Consider the following 15980-nt stretch of genomic DNA (forward strand, 5'->3'; position numbering starts at 1 on the left):
AGGATTCCTAAACGGCAACTGCCAAGCCGGCGGCAGGCACTGGGAACTGATTGGCGAGTTGTTTGACCTCTTCGCGGATGCCGGCGAGCGCATCGGCGTCGTCGTGTTTCTTCAATGCCGTCGCAATCCAACCCGCAATGGTCTTGAACTCTTCGATTCCCATCCCTCGCGTCGTCAGGGCCGGGGCGCCGATTCGGATCCCGCTAGGATCCATTGGCTTTCGGGTATCGAAGGGAATCATGTTCATGTTGACGGTGATGCCGCATGCATCGAGGGCTTTTTCTGCAACCTTTCCTCCGATTCCGAAGCTGGTTACATCGACGAGGACCAGATGGTTATCGGTGCCGCCGCTGATCAAACGGAGCCCATGCCCGAGCAACGCATCGGCCAAGGCCCGCGCGTTGTCGACGACATTTTTTCCGTATTCTTTAAACGAAGGCTGCAACGCTTCTCCGAAACAGACCGCCTTTCCCGCAATGACGTGCATCAAGGGGCCACCCTGAATACCGGGGAATACAGCGCTGTTGATTCCTTTCGCATATTCGTTTTTGCAGAGGATGAGTCCCGCTCTCGGACCCCGCAGTGTCTTGTGCGTTGTGGTGGTGACGTAGTCGGCGTAAGGAACCGGTGAATTGTGAATCCCCGCTGCAACCAGCCCCGCGTAGTGGGCCATGTCTACCATCAGCTTCGCCCCCGTCTCGCGAGCGATCTCTGCAAACTTCTCGTGAAAGATTTCGCGCGGATAGGCGCTGGCGCCGGCGACGATCATTTTCGGTTTGTGTTCCCTCGCCAACCTAGCGACTTGGTCGAAGTCGATTCGATGATGGACGGGGTCGACCCCATACGCAAAAAACTTGTACAGCTTTCCGCTAATATTGAGGTGCATGCCGTGGGTCAAATGTCCCCCTTGGGCAAGGTCCAAGCCTAGGACGACATCGCCCGGTTGGAGTGCGGACAAATAGACTGCTGTGTTCGCTTGGGAGCCCGAGTGGGGCTGCACGTTGGCATGTTCGGCTCCAAAGAGCTCTTTGGCACGATCGATTGCGATCGTCTCGACGACATCCACATATTCGCAACCGCCGTAATAGCGCCGCCCCGGATATCCCTCCGCGTATTTATTCGTCAGGATACTACCTACAGCCTGCATCACCGCAGGGCTGGTGTAGTTTTCGCTGGCGATCATTTCAAGGCCTTCCTGCTGACGCAAAGCCTCGCTCTCGATCGCAGACCAAATAGCGGGATCCTGATTTTGAAGTAGTGACATCGGAATCGTAGGTCAAGAATGGTGACAAAGGGAAGATGGGAGGATGATTGTCTCGAGGTCCTAGCGAACCGTCAACCTCGGCCGGTTAACCGCCATCGGGCGCGAAAGAGCAACACATTGATTGCTAGTAGAATTGCAGATAGCCCCAGCGTCAACGCGACATAAGCCGCAATAAGGGCCCAGGAACCGGCTTTCGCTACCCCGCGCCCTGCCATCGGCCCAGCCTGCATAGCTGCTAAAGGCGCACTGTCGACTGCCATGAAAGGACTGGAAACTCCAATGAATTTCAACGTCCCCAAATTCAATTCTTGGGTGGAAAACGACCAGATCAAAAAGGTTACCGCGACGGGCAGGCAGTAGAGTCCCAGTAGGGTGGAATAAGTGAGCATCATCGCGGTGCTTGTTTTGCGAACCACCGTGGACAAAAACAACGCGAGGATGGCGTTGAACATGGAGGCTACCACGATAATGCCAAAGTATGCCAGCATCGATGGCCAGTTGTCCGATAACTCCGTCAATGGCAAGAGGGCGAGCACCATCGGGAACATGAGAAACGAGGTGAGGACAAACGAGACGCGATATCCCGCGAGTAGTTTGCCCCAAAGTATGCTCCACGAGGAAACCGTGGTCGTGAGCAGCAAATCGATCGTTTGCCTCTCGCGCTCGCTCGTGATACTGCCCGCCATGAAAACGGGAGCGACCAAAATATTGAATATCAACACAAACCCGGCATAGTAGGCTGCATAGATGGGCATCAGGAACAGAAAAGCGGCCATCAGTGGGATCGCCAGCAGCATGCTGATCTGAATGACCAAGCGGAGCATCAAGCTCCCTTGGCTAAACAGTTCGGCATGCATCTCTTTGTCGTAGATCGGGTTTGCATTGTCCTGCATCAAGGTCTTGCGACGAGGAGGTGCAAAAAGATTGTCGGGGAATTGGTCGCGTTGGATCACAAGCCCTACCGCTTCCCGCTGCTCCTTTTCCAAGTCCACGACTTCGTTTCCCTGGCTCCCGATGTCGGGAGGATAAAGCAATCGATGGGCTGTCACCCATAAGAGCAGTGAACCGATGGTCAAACAGAATACCGGAACGATCGTCGTTGCCAAAAACAATCGCAAATCGCTCTGCTTAGCAAGCCACAACCATGCGATGACCCCTGTAATCAAGATGGGCAAAATAAAAACATAACTCACCACGAGCGAAGAACTGGTTCGTTTGAAATGGCTCGAACAAAACATACTGATCGAACCAAACAAGAATATGGCGGATAGCAATCCGATATACGCCCCGAGCAACTCGTAGATAGAAACGCCTCCCAACGGCAAACAAAGCATGATGATGGGGAGCGACCCCGATACCAATACAACCAAATGCGCTAATGCTGCTATCAGTTTTCCAGCAACGATGACGCCAGGCCGAAGGGGACTAGCCAACAGCATTTCATAGGTCTTTCGCTCCTTCTCACCCGTGATCGCGCCGGATGTAAAGCTGGGCGCCATCAAGGATGCAATCGCGAATTGTCCCACAAAAAAGAAATCAACAAGCCGCTGCGCCGAAGCGGATTCGCGGCTCAAATCGATCTTGGCATCCTGAGGATAGGCGATCAAAACCACCACCGCCAAGGCGACTTGATAGACCAGCATCAGCAGGAACGCACGCGGCGTTCGCAAGTTGACGATCAGCTCACGCTGAAGGACTGGGTTTTGAAAGAGAAACATCCGATGAGTTCAATCTATAAAAACGTGTATCCGTTACCGAATCCCTTCGAGCTCCAACGCTCGAATCTCCCGTTCCATCGCCTCGCGATCTTCTTCCGTAATGTTCGGGTCGGGCAATAGCGAGCGCCTGGTGCAATTGACGAGCGCTTGCAACGTTTGGTATCGGCGCGTTTGTTTGATTGCAGGCTGGATAAAATCGCGAATCATGGCCTTGAGCTCCGCTTCGTCCTTAGGAGGAATCGCTTTGAACTGGCTTCGGAGGGCTGCGAACCCAGCAGAGGAATAGTCCTGCTCCAATCCCTCGCGGTCGAGCCAATCCACAAGACTCTCATTGACGAGTCCGGTTGGTCCTACCATCCAACGAATGAAGTCTTTTCGGTCTTCGCCGATCGGGTCGAGAATCGGAATGATCAAATCCCCTACCCGCCCTGGCCTGCGGATATCCGGTGACAAGAGATGGATTCGGGCTGTCATCAATAACCAGATCACCTTGCCTCGCAATTGGGTGTCGCTCATCATGCCTTGGATTTTCCCGGTCAAACGCCGTTCGGTTTCATGGGCTCCCTCCCCGACGCTACCGAATTGCGTGTCCGCTTCGTCGACAAAGATCACGACCTTTTCCAATGCTTCGAGAACGCGGCGCAACCTCTCGAAAATCACGTCGGTTTGCCCAAACCATTGACTTCGAATGTTCTTGAGGACCAGCACGGGCATGTCGAGCTCGGATGCGACCGCTTCGAAGATGAATGTTTTTCCTCCTCCGATCGGTCCAGCTATCGCTGCCCCAGGTAGAGCTCGATCGTCAGGGAGCTTCATTCGGGGAATCAAATAGGCGTGGAGGAATTCTTTCAGTTTGGAGAATCCAACACAATCGGAAAGTCGGTGAGTCGGCTTTTTGAATTCGATGACATCTTCTCCAAGCTGCCCTTGGATGAAGGCTTCCACTTGGCGGGTCGTATCGGTTCGCGTCACCGGCTTTTGAAGATAATCAGCCGAAAGCAAAAGCTGTCGCATGGCATGCAAACTCAACCCTGCGGTCGCAATCCCTACCAATTCTGGATCGTGTTTCTGGCTCGAAGGATTCGCCGCGGTGTGGACCTTGATGAAATGCTGGCGAGCCGCCAAATCAGGTGCTGGGATCTCCACGCTGAGGACTTGAGGAAGCCGCGCTACTCGAGGGTGGATCTGGCTTCTCGATTCCGCGATCAATACAACGGCATCCCGACCGCTGAAGAATGCCGGATCGCTGAACCAATCCGTTACAATCGCGATGCGCCGAAGTTGAGCGTCATTCATCCTGGCGACATCACCGTCACCTGCGGGTAACAGCATGTCTGCCCCCTCGATGAAGATCAGCAGATTCTCTTTCAAACAAGTTCGAGAGCAGATGGTCAATTGCCTTAGAAACTCCAGCGCCTGCGTCGCATTGCCGATCGCGTCCCGAAGATATTGATCGAACTCGCGACGTCGCAATTCGAAACGACTTCCATCTTGGAGCACTTCACGCATCGGTATCGCGTCGACAGTAACCCCGTTCTTCCATGCAGTCCAAGCCTCTCGGAGCCGGCTGCGGTCTTCGTCGCTCAACCGAACAGGACCGTTGAGTTCGTAAACGACTTGGATCAATCCCGCGACCTGAGTTTTAGAAACCAGGAAGGGGAGAATGGGCACATATTGCTTACCGTCGAAATACAAATCGTAGATGTTGCCCGATAAGACGATCGATCGAGATTGGCCCGAGTTGAGCACCCGAGCTAATTGCGAAAAAAAGGGATAGCTCGCAGCTGGAAGATCGTTGGTCGGCAATTGCACAGGGGGTGATTGACTCATGGGGAACCGATGGAGAAGGGGACGTTCGCGGATCGTCGCATTCTATAGTTTGGGAAACGCTTCTGGTACTTGCTCGGCACAGAACCTTCAAAAAGCGATACACTTATTGAACCTTCTGATCCTCTTCTTGCGCTTTCCAACCCCGCATTCACCCCGCCCCCCGTTTTCACCGGAGTGCCTGTTAGCATGCTGAACAAAACCTGCTCCACTGTTACCTTGGCCTTCGCTCTTCTTTTGGCCCTTGTTCCCATGCCTAGCTCGATTGCAGCGGCCTGCGCCGAGTCCTCTGGCGTCGAGGTCGATCCCGCCGAGTTGCTGGCCGATCAAATTACTCCCTGGCTGGATCGTTGGTCGGAGTGCCCCAGCCCACTTTCGATTCAGATCTTTTGCCAAATCGAGATCGACCGAAAGCCCCAATCGATCGAGATCCTTTTCGTGCGAGATACAGCGGATCGATTCGTTCTCGCGTGCAAGCATCCTGATTACGAAGCGACTCTTTGGAGAACAGAAGAGCGCACAGCGTTGGTCTTGCCAAAGCACCGAACCGTGTTCTTCACCGAAGGGGAGACAGATTCGACGCACCACCTGCAGACGACCCGATTTATCGATCGCTGGCTCAGCGAGGGGACTTGGCTATACGCAGCGAAAAATCTGCTCGATTCCACCGAGGCGGCTGACTTAGCTGGAGCGATTCTCTTTCTCTCCAAAATGAACCCAAAGTCGATCGATGGATCTCCCTCGAGCAACGAACAGCCTTATTGGGAGCTGCGGGACGGATCGACCCTGTGGATCTCGGAGGAGATTGCGCGATTCCAAAGCCAGCGTGCCAAAGTGGTTTGCGAGGTCCTGGCCGCGCACGACCCGAGGACGCAAAAAGCTCTCAAGGATCTTTCGACGTTCGAATCAAACCATGCAAAGGACTTCTGGCCCGATTGCGAAATCCAACCGCTGGAACGGGCCGAATTGGAAAGGACCTTCTCGCGAGGGCTTCGAAGGGCTATGGAGGTCGTCGCCCCCTCTCCCCGACTGAAACAACCAAGCCAAAAGGCCCGATCGGTAGATCACGGGCTCCTCGAATGGGAAAATGGAGAACGGGTCGCGCTCCTTTGGGGAACGCCAGAAGAGATCGGAAAAGCCCACGGAGAGCTGCTGAAGCAAGAAGCTTGGCGATGTATCGATTCGGTTGTCTACGGGTTCGGTTCGGTGCAGACCATTGCTACAGGCAAATGGTTTCGGAGCGAGCTCGAGTCTGCGTACGAACGGCTAGCCCCTTTCATTCCTGAACGCCATAAGACGGAAACGGATGCGTTAGCTGATTCGCTGGGCGTCGATCGGAAGTTAATGGCGGTGGTCAACGTCTTTCCCGAACTGTTTCATTGTTCTGGATTCGCCGTTTTTGGTTCCGCGACGAAAGATGGGAAGCTGTACCACGGTCGTGTCCTGGACTACATGACGACGATTGGATTGCAGGATTCCGCGACGACCTTTGTGATTGCACCCGATGGCTACCTCCCTTTCGCCACCATCGGTTACGGTGGGTTCATAGGAAGTGTCAGTGGTATGAACGCCTCGCAGGTCTCGCTCGGGGAAATGGGGGGCCGCGGCGAAGGGAAGTGGGACGGTGTTCCCATGGCGACCTTGATGCGGCGGGCACTAGAGGAGTGCCATTCCCTCGAGGAGGTGAAGCAGTTATGGTCGACTAGCCCTCGTACATGCGAGTACTATTACGTCTTTGCTGATGGCAAAAACCGAACGGCTGTCGGTGTTGCCGCGACCCCGGAATCATTGCAGTTCGTAGCACCTGGGGAAGCACATCCCTTGCTAGGGGATGGGATTTCCGATTCGGTTGTCCTATCGGCAGGAGATCGATTGGAGGAGCTCAAGCGACGGATTCGCGAGTCGCATGGCAAGATCGATGCCGAGATAGGACAGCAACTGATGTGTCGACCCGTTGCGATGGATTCGAATCTCCACAATGTGTTGTTCGTGCCCGAAGATGGGGTGTTCTATGTCGCGAACGCGAGCCATGACCAACCTGCTGCAGATCGCCCCTACACACGTATTTCCCTTCAGGAAAAGATCGGACGAATTCGGTCCCAATCGGCTACCGTATGGAAGGCCGTGGATAGTATTCCCGCGTCCGCCAACGATCCTGTTGGAAAAGCATCGGACATACTCGCTGGATTGCTCTGGAAAGCTGCCGAGTTTCCTGTGCACCTCGAACACCACGATGACAAGCAATTCCTGCGATTTCCTTCTCCGTTGACCACCGACGATCCGGACAATGATCGCGTTGCCCTCGAGTGGTTTGCTGCTAAGGATTCCGATGTGGGACGTCAGTCCTTTCCAGCGGTATTGGTCGTCCACGAGTCCGGGAAAGGGATGACTGTCGGGAAAATGATCGCGCGCGGATTGGCGTCTCAGGGCGTTCATGCCTTCATGATCCATTTGCCTCACTACGGTGTGCGCAGGACTGCAATGGCGAGCCAAGCCGATCCGGCCCTGGCTCTGCGCCAATCGATCGCCGACGTCCGCCGGGCCTTGGACGCGATTGCGACATGCCCCGGGGTTGATTCGACGCGCATCGCATTGCAAGGTACCAGTTTGGGAGGTTTCGTTGCTGCTACGACCGCAGGACTTGATGATCGTCCCAATCGATTGATCATCCTTCTCGCTGGAGGAGATCTCAAATCCGTCGTCCGAGATGGCAAAAAGGATGCTCAAGGCTTCCGAAAGCAGATGATCGATCGAGGGTTGAGCGAGGAGGCGATTGACCGAGCGCTCGATGCCGTCGAACCGCTCCATTTAGCCCATCGAATCTCCTCGCAGAGGACTTGGTTGTACTCTGGAAAGTACGATGACGTGGTGCCACCCCGATCCTCGAGACTATTCGCAGATGCGGCAAGGATTCCCTCATCGCAACATATTGAACTAGAAGCCGACCACTACAGCGGCGCGCTGCTCTTACCGGGTATCGTCAAGGAGATCGCAGATATCGCCAAACAGCATTAAAGTCTTTGCTTTGGCGCAGTTGTAGGGCGCGGAACGCCACTTGACTCTCGAAGTTTCCACACCGCAATTTGACTTCGTCTGCTTCACCACCCATAGCTTCAGTAGAACGGATTTTCTCTTTCAGCCCAACCGGGGACTGTCGCACGGATGTCGATCAGGCAAATTGTCGCCATACTCCTCCTATTCGGAATGGTGCCCACTGTGCTCATCGAGAGCGGAGTCGGGCTCGTTCAGTGCCGAGGGGGGGAACTACGCGCTCTGACGTCCGAGAAAGAGGCTTTGGAGCTGCGTCTACAACTCATCCAAAGCGCGGAACAGTCGATCGACTTGGTCTCCTTTCAATTCCGAGACGATCGCACGGGAGGACAAGTCCTTGTTCATCTGATCGATGCCGCGTCGCGAGGCGTATGTGTGCGCGTCATGGTCGATGGTCATTGGGGAAGCAACAGTCTTCCTAAACCTCTCATGGACTATCTCATTCGCTGTGGGATTCAGTTTCGCGAACGCCCCGTCGATGTCCGGTATCAGCTTGAACTAGGCCGGCCTCGGCTTCATGACAAACTCCTGCATATCGATCAAAAGCACCTTATCATTGGGGGAAGAAATATCGAGCAGGACTACTTCGGAATCGGGGAACGAATCTATATCGACGAAGACTTCTATGCCCATGGGGTCTGCCACGCATCGATCGCGGACTACATTCAGCGTCGATGGAACGAATGCGTCACCGCCCAGCCTCGTCTGTATGGTGAAGAGGCAAAACGAATGCTGAAGAAACAAGTGCATACCGAATGGAACAACATGCCGCGCGAGCAAGCCTTTTGCGAAATCGAAAATTGGCTTGCGGAATGTCGCGAACAACCCTTGGCTGCGTGCGATACATCCCGGTGCGGAACGGATGAATATCCCTCCCTTCCTATCGAATGCGAACAAGTGCAATTCCTGCACGATGTTGTCGGCGGTAAGAAGAATGCTCCCTGTGCAATCACTTCAAAAATCCATCAGGTGTTAGAACGATCCAAATGCTCGATCGATCTCTGCACGCCCTATTGCGTCATCACTCCGCAGCTGAAACGAATATTGATCGCAGCCCGCGATCGGGGAGTTCAAGTTCGTATTCTCACCAATTCACTGGAATCGACCGATCAAGTTGTCGCGCATGCGGCGTTCGCAAATGAACGCCGTTGGCTGCTACGGCACGGAGTGCAGGTATACGAGTTCCAAGGTTGTTCGACTCTCCATGCCAAACTGATTCTCGTCGATGGCAAGACCTCGGTGATAGGAAGCCATAACCTGGATTACCTTTCTGAGCGACGGAACTCGGAAGTCGCTTTGCTGGTAAACGATGATCCTTTCGGGGATGTCATTCGCGAGATCTATCAGTCGCTCTTGAGGCAATCGAACGCCTTGAAGCTGGGCGAACTTCTACGATACGAAGCGAAGGAAAAAAGTGTCGACCGAGACGATCTGCGGTCATTCCGACGCCTTCGATTCGCCGCCCCTTTTATTCAAAAGTACCTCTAGCCCGATCTGCGTTCGGGCGGCCGGTCTATTTGATGCGCCACCACTGCGAGCGGTCGATACCGAGTTGGGTTGCTACCGCTTCGATTTCACCTGCAAATCGACACGCATCGACGTAATAGCCTGCGGTCGGTCGAATCTTTTTTCCGCACGCCGATTCCCAATAGGAATTCAAGCTGGCCATCGACAGCTCCCGCACCCATTTGGCGATGATGCTTGCAGCGCCAGATGGAAGCAGTGAATCCCCGCCTACTCGAAAGGAAAGCGCCACCTCACAACCTCGCCACTGCGTTCGATAGGAGGATAGCTTGGGTCCTTCGCAGTCCGCTTGGACCCAGACTCCGTCCAACGCATCGATCACAATGGCTTGGTAGCGATTCCTGCCACCATGCTTGTCGAAAAACATCTCGATGCACCGATTATTTCCGCAATCAGCTCCGAAGTCTAACAGGTCATTGCCGGGTAGGTTTACCGAGGAAGATTCCAAACAGGATTCCGCGAGAGACTTGGCAAGCTGGAGGGAGAGTTCGCTTAGGACCGTGGACTTATTTCCTGTCTTGGTGACCATTCGATTGAACTCAGGTTCGTCGATACATCGAGCTTGAACCCCAAGGAGTTTCACTCCTACTCGATCGAGTTGCTGGGATATCCGCGGGCCCAAGGTTGCGAGGATCGATTGGCGCGCGAGAGGTCCCGCTGCGGAATCCATCTTATCGTTCAGATACGAATGATTCGAATTCCATTGGCCTCTGACCAGGTCGTGGAACCATGGAACAGATTGGAGGCGTTCCCAATCCATCGCGATAAGCTTGGAGAGCCCGGAGCCGGTGGCGACGTCCCCTGAAGTGGCCGCGAGGAGCCATTCTGCGGCCAGCGAAAGGCTTGGCCAGCCATACTTTCCCACGAGGATCTTTTTCGAATCCCCGATGCTTAGAAAATCGTGGCCGGGGAAGGAGGGTTTCGGCTGAAAGCAGGTCGCCAATTCCTGGGTGAGTTCGTCGATGGTCCATCGATCCGGAATCCACCATGCGGTGCCGCCGATCACCAAGGGCCCCATGCTGGGTCCGTACCCTGCTTCATCGATTCCGATGACAATTCGTCCCCCCATCGAGTAGGTTCGTCCGCCCAGCGAGCTAGTCCGTACGCTCATGGAGCAGGTGGCGTTAAAAGTTTCCCGTACGGGTCGGCTTGCCATACTCGCCCCGTTTCCAATTCCATGGCCGTGAGCCACTTGCCGCCGTAGCAGTAGGTATCGATACAAATCAAATGAGGCAACTCGATAATCCTGCCTTCGCGGTCATGTGTGTGCCCGACGATCGCTCGTTTTCCTGACATATGGGGACCGGGAACTTCCTGCGTTAGCTTGACCCAGCGGAGAAGGTCGTCGGGCTGTTCCTCGAGAGGTAGGTCGGGGTCATAGTTTGCGTGGACTACGAAGTGTGTTTCGTTTTCAAAGAAGCTAGGAAGATTCTCGAGAAAATCGCGGTGGCTGCGAGGGACGCAACCAAGATCCCCGACAAACCCGTAGGAGTCCATGGTTTGGACGCCACCGTGGTTCAACCAAGAAAACGGGGGAACTTCACCCCGGAGAACCTCCAGCATCATGTCCTCATGATTCCCCCTCAGCGTCACCAATTGGCAGACTTCGCGCAGTTCCAACAGCCGATCGATGACCCCTTTGGAATTTGGCCCGCGGTCGACATAATCACCAACCGTAACAATCGTGTCGTTCGAGGATGGTTCGATCGCTTCAATAAGAGCGTTGAATGCGTCCAAGCACCCGTGAATGTCCCCTATAACAACCGTTCTTTCCATTTGCTGTCGCGTCCCTCTGGTGGAATGGTCTCATTCGCCATTCAGCTTATTCGCTAAACCGCACTCGGAACATGCCAAATCAACCAGACGCTATGACTTCAGAGTCCCCATCGACACCTCCGGAACATATCACTCCCCTTCGCGTTCGATACTGCGAGATCGACGGCCAAGGCCGGGTGCATAACTCGCAGTACTTGAATTACTTCGAACGCGGACGGGTCGAAATGCTTCGCAGTTTCGGGATCTCCTACAAGGAAATCGAGAAGTCTGGCTTGATGCTCGTCGTCAAAACGATGCAAGTCGAGTTTCACTCCCCCGCCGAGTTCGATGAAGAATTAGAATTGGTGACTTCATTGAACCACTGCTACGGTGCGAGGATCGACCATGGATACCGAATTGTACGCCCCCCCGAATCCGCTCTCTCACAAACGATCGGTCCCATCGTCGTTACGGGGGCAAGCAGTATTGCGTGCGTCGATCGAACCGGCAAAGTTCGTCGTCTGCCAAAAGAGCTTCAGTTGTTTCGCAGCCTCTCGGGGGATTGAGCCCAAACTCGCGCGCAGGGGAGTTCATGAAAAGGGTCGAGTGCGCGGATGGAAGGTTCTGCTACAAGCCTCCCTTTCGCTCTTTTTTTGCCTTGAGGCCACCGTGCAACAATCCCAAGCGCAGTCTCCAGACCCCCGCACCTACGAGTTGGCTACCGCCCAGTGGCAACGCGCTAACAGCGATCGATTGAAATCCCCCAATGGTTGGCTCGCCTTGGTCGCTCATCTGTGGCTTAACCAGCAGTGGATCGATATCGGAAGCGACGCGGCCTTTCCTGGTTACCTCGGAAGCGACGCCCCGCCAGGACTTCATGTTCAAGCAATGACCTTCGAGAATGAAGTGCGCGTGCGGACTCGCTCCCAGCACACTTTGCGATTGCGGCGATCGACCAGGAAGGAGACCGCCGACTCCTCCCAGGAAACGGAAACGACTCTAGGCGACCTCCCAACCCTCGAATCGGCTTCGCTCAAACTCCCCCTTGGACTCGATGCCGATAGCCCCGATATCCTGATCGTCGCCGACCGTTATCGTGTACAAGCGGTCCGACGCAATGGGCAAATTGCACTCCGCGTGCGGGATCCAGAGTCCTCGACGATTCGGGAGTTTCCCGGGAAGTTTTGGTTCCCGATCGACGCTTCCTACCGCGTTTCCGCAACGTTTACCCCCTATTCAGAGAGCAAATGGGTCACGCAGACGAATTCGAGGGGTGAACAAGCTGGGGTAGAGCAAGTAGGTGAGATTGCATTCCAGCTCGATGGACATTCGGTGCAATGGATTGTTCAAGCTGAAAGCGATGCAGAGCATTTGATCGTTTTTCGTGATGCCATGTGCGGCCAAGGCGCTTATCCTGCGTGTCGATTCCTTAATTTCCCCATTCCCGCATTGAATGGAAATTCCCAGGGAACGGTCCACCTCGATTTCAATCGCTCCTACAATCCGCCTTGCGCGTTCTCGCCCTATACCCTTTGCCCGTTGCCTCCGGAGCAAAATGTTGTTGAGTTCTCGATTCCGGCGGGGGAGCGATACGCGACGCGAAGCGAACGATTGCAGCGAATGCAGAAGGTAATGGGGAAACTACCGGATTCCTCGCGACAAGTTCCTCTCGACATAGAGTGGGGGGAGCGAAAGTCGATGGAAGGTTACGAACGCATCCATTTGACGTATGCCTCTGAAGCGGGAGATCGAGTCCCAGCATGGTTGTTGATTCCGCACGGCGTCAAGCGTGCGCCGGCCATGCTTTGCTTGCACCAAACGATTTCAATTGGCAAAGATGAACCGGTGGGACTAGGGGAACAAGAAAGCAAGAGGCAAGCTCTCCATCTGGTTCAGCGAGGCTACGTCTGTCTGGCGCCTGATTATCCCAGCTTTGGCGAGTATCGATTTGACTTTCAGCGAGCCTTTCAACAGGGCCGTTTTGAAAGCGGGACGATGAAAGCCATTTGGAATAATTTGCGAGCCGTCGATCTCCTCAGCACACTACCCGAGGTGGATCCTGAGCGGATCGGTGTTATCGGGCATTCCCTGGGAGGGCATAACGCGTTGTTCACCGCCGCCTTCGACACCAGGATGAAGGTAGCGGTAACCAGTTGCGGTTTTTGCAGTTTTCCCAAGTACTACGGCGGTAATCTAAAGGGTTGGACGAGCGATCGCTACATGCCAAAAATCGCATCTGTCTATGAAAGCGATCCGCGACGCATGCCGTTCGATTTCGAGGATGTGCTCATTTCCATCTTCCCTCGAGCGATCTATGTGATGGCTCCATTGCATGACGCCAATTTCGAAGTCACCGGCGTAAAGGATGTACTCACGAAAGTGGAGCCGGTTTACGAGCAAGCAAACGCACAGGAGCGATTGAAGGCAGCTTTCCCAGACGCGGGCCACGAATGGCCCGCGGATCAGCGCGATGCGGCGTATGCGTTTATCGACTCGATTCTGAAACGCTGAGTTAGCAACCCGGACATCTCAGCATCCGAGTTAGCGTTGGTGTGAAGTGGACCAAAGCCGGACTAGCGGCTTCGCCCCCTACTTCGCAGGGAATAGTTGCTGCCGGAGGAATGTGTAAGCGAGCGCCTGCATGAATGCGGACTGCTTGTTGTTCGCGGCTCCTCCGTGGCCGCCTTCGATATTCTCGTAATAGAGAACCGAGTGCCCCTGCTGCTCCATTTTCGCCATCATTTTGCGAGCATGTCCCGGATGGACACGGTCGTCTCGAGTGGATGTGGTGAAGAGAATGTACGGATACTTGCGATCCGATGAAACGTTGTGGTAGGGGGAGAACGTTTTGATAAAGGACCATTCGGCTGGAATATCTGGGTTCCCATATTCCGCCATCCATGAAGCTCCCGCGAGGAGTTTGTTGTAGCGTTGCATATCCAACAATGGAACTTGGCATACGACCGCTTGGAAGAGCTCTGGGTAAAGGGCGACCATGTTCCCCATCAGGAGTCCGCCATTCGAGCCACCTTGGATACCGAGATGATCCGGGGAAGTAACTTTGCGAGCGATAAGGTCTTCGGCGACAGCGGCAAAGTCTTCGTAAGCGCGATGACGATTCGCCTTCAAGGCTGCTTTGTGCCAACGGGGACCGTATTCGCCTCCGCCGCGGATATTTGCGACGACATAGACTCCTCCCTGCGATGTCCAAGCTCGTCCTACCGAAGCGCTGTAGCTGGGCTGCAGGGAGATTTCAAATCCACCGTAACCATATAGCAATGTAGGGTTCTTGCTATTGGACTCCATGTCCTCGCGAGCGACCATGAAGTACGGAACGCGAGTCCCATCCTTGCTCTTAGCAAAGTGCTGGGAGATCTTCAGTCCCTTTGCATCGAAGAACGAGGGGAGTTCTTTGAGCTTTTCTGGTTCCGAGCCGATTTTGCCCATGTAAAGAGTGGTCGGAGTGAGATAGTCGGTGCTGGTCATGAAGTACTCATTCGACTCATCCGGATCGACTGCCGTGACACCGATGGTCCCAAAGCTAGGGGCTCCCACCATGGGCTCGCGTTGCCAGCCTTTGCGACTGGGAGTGAGCACAAAAAGCTTATCCTTCACATCGTCCAGGACTTTGAGAATAGCGTAGTCCTTCGTGAAACCGATGCTGGCCAAGGCGGTTGAATCGGTAGGTTCGAAAATGACTTCGAGCATCCCCTTCCCTGCGAGGAAGTCCTCGAGATTGGTGAATAGGAGCGAACCCGCTTTGTAGACCTTGTCACCCAGATCCCAGTCTTCGCGTAGTTCGATTGCCAGGGTCCCGCGGAATACTGATTTGTTGGCTGTATTGGGTGCATCCACTTTGATTAGCTTTGCGTTGTCGTCCAAGACGAACAGCTCATCGTTGTAGAACGCGATGGTGCGCGAGACATAATTGCGTTCGAAGCCGGGAGAGTCATCATGAAAAGCGGAAATGGACATGTCTTCCGCTTTCCCCTCAAAGACAACTTCAGCCGATTCGAGAGGCGTACCACGTTTCCATCGTTTGGCAATGCGTGGGTAGCCTGATTCGGTCATGGAACCGGGGCCGAAGTCGGTTTGGATGAAGACATGGTCTTTGTCGATCCAACTCATCCCTCCCTTTGCTTCCGGTCTTTGAAAGCCATCCTTCACAAACGAACGGGATTGCATGTTGAACTCGCGCGTTACATCGGCGTCCGCTCCTCCGCGAGAAAGTGTGATCAGAGCCAATTCATAGTTGGGCCTAAGGAGACTTGCTCCCTTCCAGACCCAGTTCTCGTTCTCGTCTTTGGCCAATTGGTCGAGATCGAGGAGGACCTCCCACTTTGGTTCCTTTTTCTTGTATTCCTCTAGCGTCGTTCGACGCCACAGGCCGCGCACATTCGTTTTGTCACGCCAGAAGTTGTAGTAGTAGTCCCCATTTTTGGAGACGAACGGGATCCGCTCATTGGAGTCCAAAATCGCAAGCAAATCGGATTCGAGCTGCTTGAACTCGGAGGAGCTAGCAAGCTTCGAGAGGGTTACCTCGTTTTTGGACTTCACCCACTCAATGGCTTTCTCGCCGGTCACATCTTCGAGCCAGACAAAAGGATCAGAGGGGCTGGATTCGATTTCTTGCGACATCGTCATGGGGGTCAGGAGGAGTAAACTGGCAGAGGAGAATGCGATGGCGATGGCATGGGTGACCCATCGCGAGAGCTGGAATTCCATAGCGCAAGGTGCCTTAAAAGGGGGACAGAACGGAAATGGCCGCATGTTTATGAATACGTGGTAGAAACAGCACGATGGAGAGGGGAGGTTGATTGTAGCAACCGTTGGTCGGAATC

At 54.4% G+C, this 15980-nt stretch carries 10 protein-coding genes; 4 read left to right on the top strand and 6 right to left on the bottom strand.

From position 1 onward, the window contains the following. Positions 1-7: 7 nt before the first annotated feature. The 3 genes from SH467x_RS19975 to SH467x_RS19985 all read right to left on the bottom strand — a co-directional run bounded on the left by SH467x_RS19975 (position 8) and on the right by SH467x_RS19985 (position 4812). Positions 8-1264, bottom strand: coding sequence for a serine hydroxymethyltransferase (locus SH467x_RS19975; protein ID WP_482368850.1), 1257 nt, complete (start codon positions 1262-1264; stop codon positions 8-10). A gap of 71 nt (positions 1265-1335) precedes the next feature. Continuing rightward, positions 1336-2982, bottom strand: a complete 1647-nt coding sequence (locus SH467x_RS19980) for an ABC transporter permease (protein ID WP_482368851.1) — start codon at positions 2980-2982, stop codon at positions 1336-1338. Positions 2983-3015: 33 nt separating this feature from the next. After that, positions 3016-4812 carry an AAA family ATPase gene (locus SH467x_RS19985; protein ID WP_482368852.1) on the bottom strand — a complete coding sequence of 599 codons (1797 nt, stop codon included), beginning with the start codon at positions 4810-4812 and terminating at the stop codon, positions 3016-3018. A 249-nt stretch (positions 4813-5061) separates the two neighbouring features. On the opposite strand from SH467x_RS19985, the gene SH467x_RS19990 reads away from it, so the two are divergent. Both SH467x_RS19990 and SH467x_RS19995 read left to right on the top strand, forming a co-directional pair. Beyond that, positions 5062-7824, top strand: a complete 2763-nt coding sequence (locus SH467x_RS19990) for a C45 family autoproteolytic acyltransferase/hydrolase (RefSeq protein ID WP_482368853.1) — start codon at positions 5062-5064, stop codon at positions 7822-7824. 147 nt (positions 7825-7971) lie between these two features. After that, positions 7972-9348 carry a phospholipase D-like domain-containing protein gene (locus SH467x_RS19995; RefSeq protein ID WP_482368854.1) on the top strand — a complete coding sequence of 459 codons (1377 nt, stop codon included), beginning with the start codon at positions 7972-7974 and terminating at the stop codon, positions 9346-9348. Between the two features lie 25 nt (positions 9349-9373). Here the strand turns inward: SH467x_RS19995 and SH467x_RS20000 are convergent, their stop codons facing one another. After that, on the bottom strand, positions 9374-10495 hold the full coding sequence (locus tag SH467x_RS20000) for a hypothetical protein (RefSeq protein WP_482368855.1): 1122 nt from the start codon (positions 10493-10495) through the stop codon (positions 9374-9376). Continuing rightward, entirely contained in the window at positions 10492-11160 is a 669-nt protein-coding gene (locus SH467x_RS20005; RefSeq protein WP_482368856.1) for a metallophosphoesterase family protein, read from the bottom strand. Before SH467x_RS20005 ends, SH467x_RS20000 begins: the two co-directional genes overlap by 4 nt. A gap of 71 nt (positions 11161-11231) precedes the next feature. Between SH467x_RS20005 and SH467x_RS20010 the strand changes: the two genes are divergently transcribed. Beyond that, complete coding sequence (locus SH467x_RS20010) at positions 11232-11705, top strand: acyl-CoA thioesterase (protein ID WP_482368857.1); 474 nt, start codon at positions 11232-11234, stop codon at positions 11703-11705. A gap of 103 nt (positions 11706-11808) precedes the next feature. After that, positions 11809-13650, top strand: coding sequence for an alpha/beta fold hydrolase (locus tag SH467x_RS20015; RefSeq protein ID WP_482368858.1), 1842 nt, complete (start codon positions 11809-11811; stop codon positions 13648-13650). Between the two features lie 78 nt (positions 13651-13728). On the opposite strand, the gene SH467x_RS20020 is transcribed toward SH467x_RS20015, so the two are convergent. After that, positions 13729-15864 (bottom strand): prolyl oligopeptidase family serine peptidase, encoded by a 2136-nt coding sequence (locus tag SH467x_RS20020; protein ID WP_482368859.1) that lies wholly within the window; start codon positions 15862-15864, stop codon positions 13729-13731. Between the last annotated feature and the right edge of the window lie 116 nt (positions 15865-15980).

The organism is Brakhagea slesvicensis (genome assembly GCF_052161625.1).
GTDB lineage: Bacteria > Planctomycetota > Planctomycetia > Pirellulales > Pirellulaceae > JBKCUI01.

Coding starts and splice junctions, on each gene's coding strand:
- SH467x_RS20010 (WP_482368857.1), top strand. CDS start 11,232: ATGCCAAATCAACCAGACGCTATGACTTCAGAGTCCCCATCGACACCT.
- SH467x_RS19985 (WP_482368852.1), bottom strand. CDS start 4,812: ATGAGTCAATCACCCCCTGTGCAATTGCCGACCAACGATCTTCCAGCT.
- SH467x_RS19995 (WP_482368854.1), top strand. CDS start 7,972: ATGTCGATCAGGCAAATTGTCGCCATACTCCTCCTATTCGGAATGGTG.
- SH467x_RS20020 (WP_482368859.1), bottom strand. CDS start 15,864: ATGGAATTCCAGCTCTCGCGATGGGTCACCCATGCCATCGCCATCGCA.
- SH467x_RS20005 (WP_482368856.1), bottom strand. CDS start 11,160: ATGGAAAGAACGGTTGTTATAGGGGACATTCACGGGTGCTTGGACGCA.
- SH467x_RS19975 (WP_482368850.1), bottom strand. CDS start 1,264: ATGTCACTACTTCAAAATCAGGATCCCGCTATTTGGTCTGCGATCGAG.
- SH467x_RS19990 (WP_482368853.1), top strand. CDS start 5,062: ATGCCTAGCTCGATTGCAGCGGCCTGCGCCGAGTCCTCTGGCGTCGAG.
- SH467x_RS20000 (WP_482368855.1), bottom strand. CDS start 10,495: ATGAGCGTACGGACTAGCTCGCTGGGCGGACGAACCTACTCGATGGGG.
- SH467x_RS19980 (WP_482368851.1), bottom strand. CDS start 2,982: ATGTTTCTCTTTCAAAACCCAGTCCTTCAGCGTGAGCTGATCGTCAAC.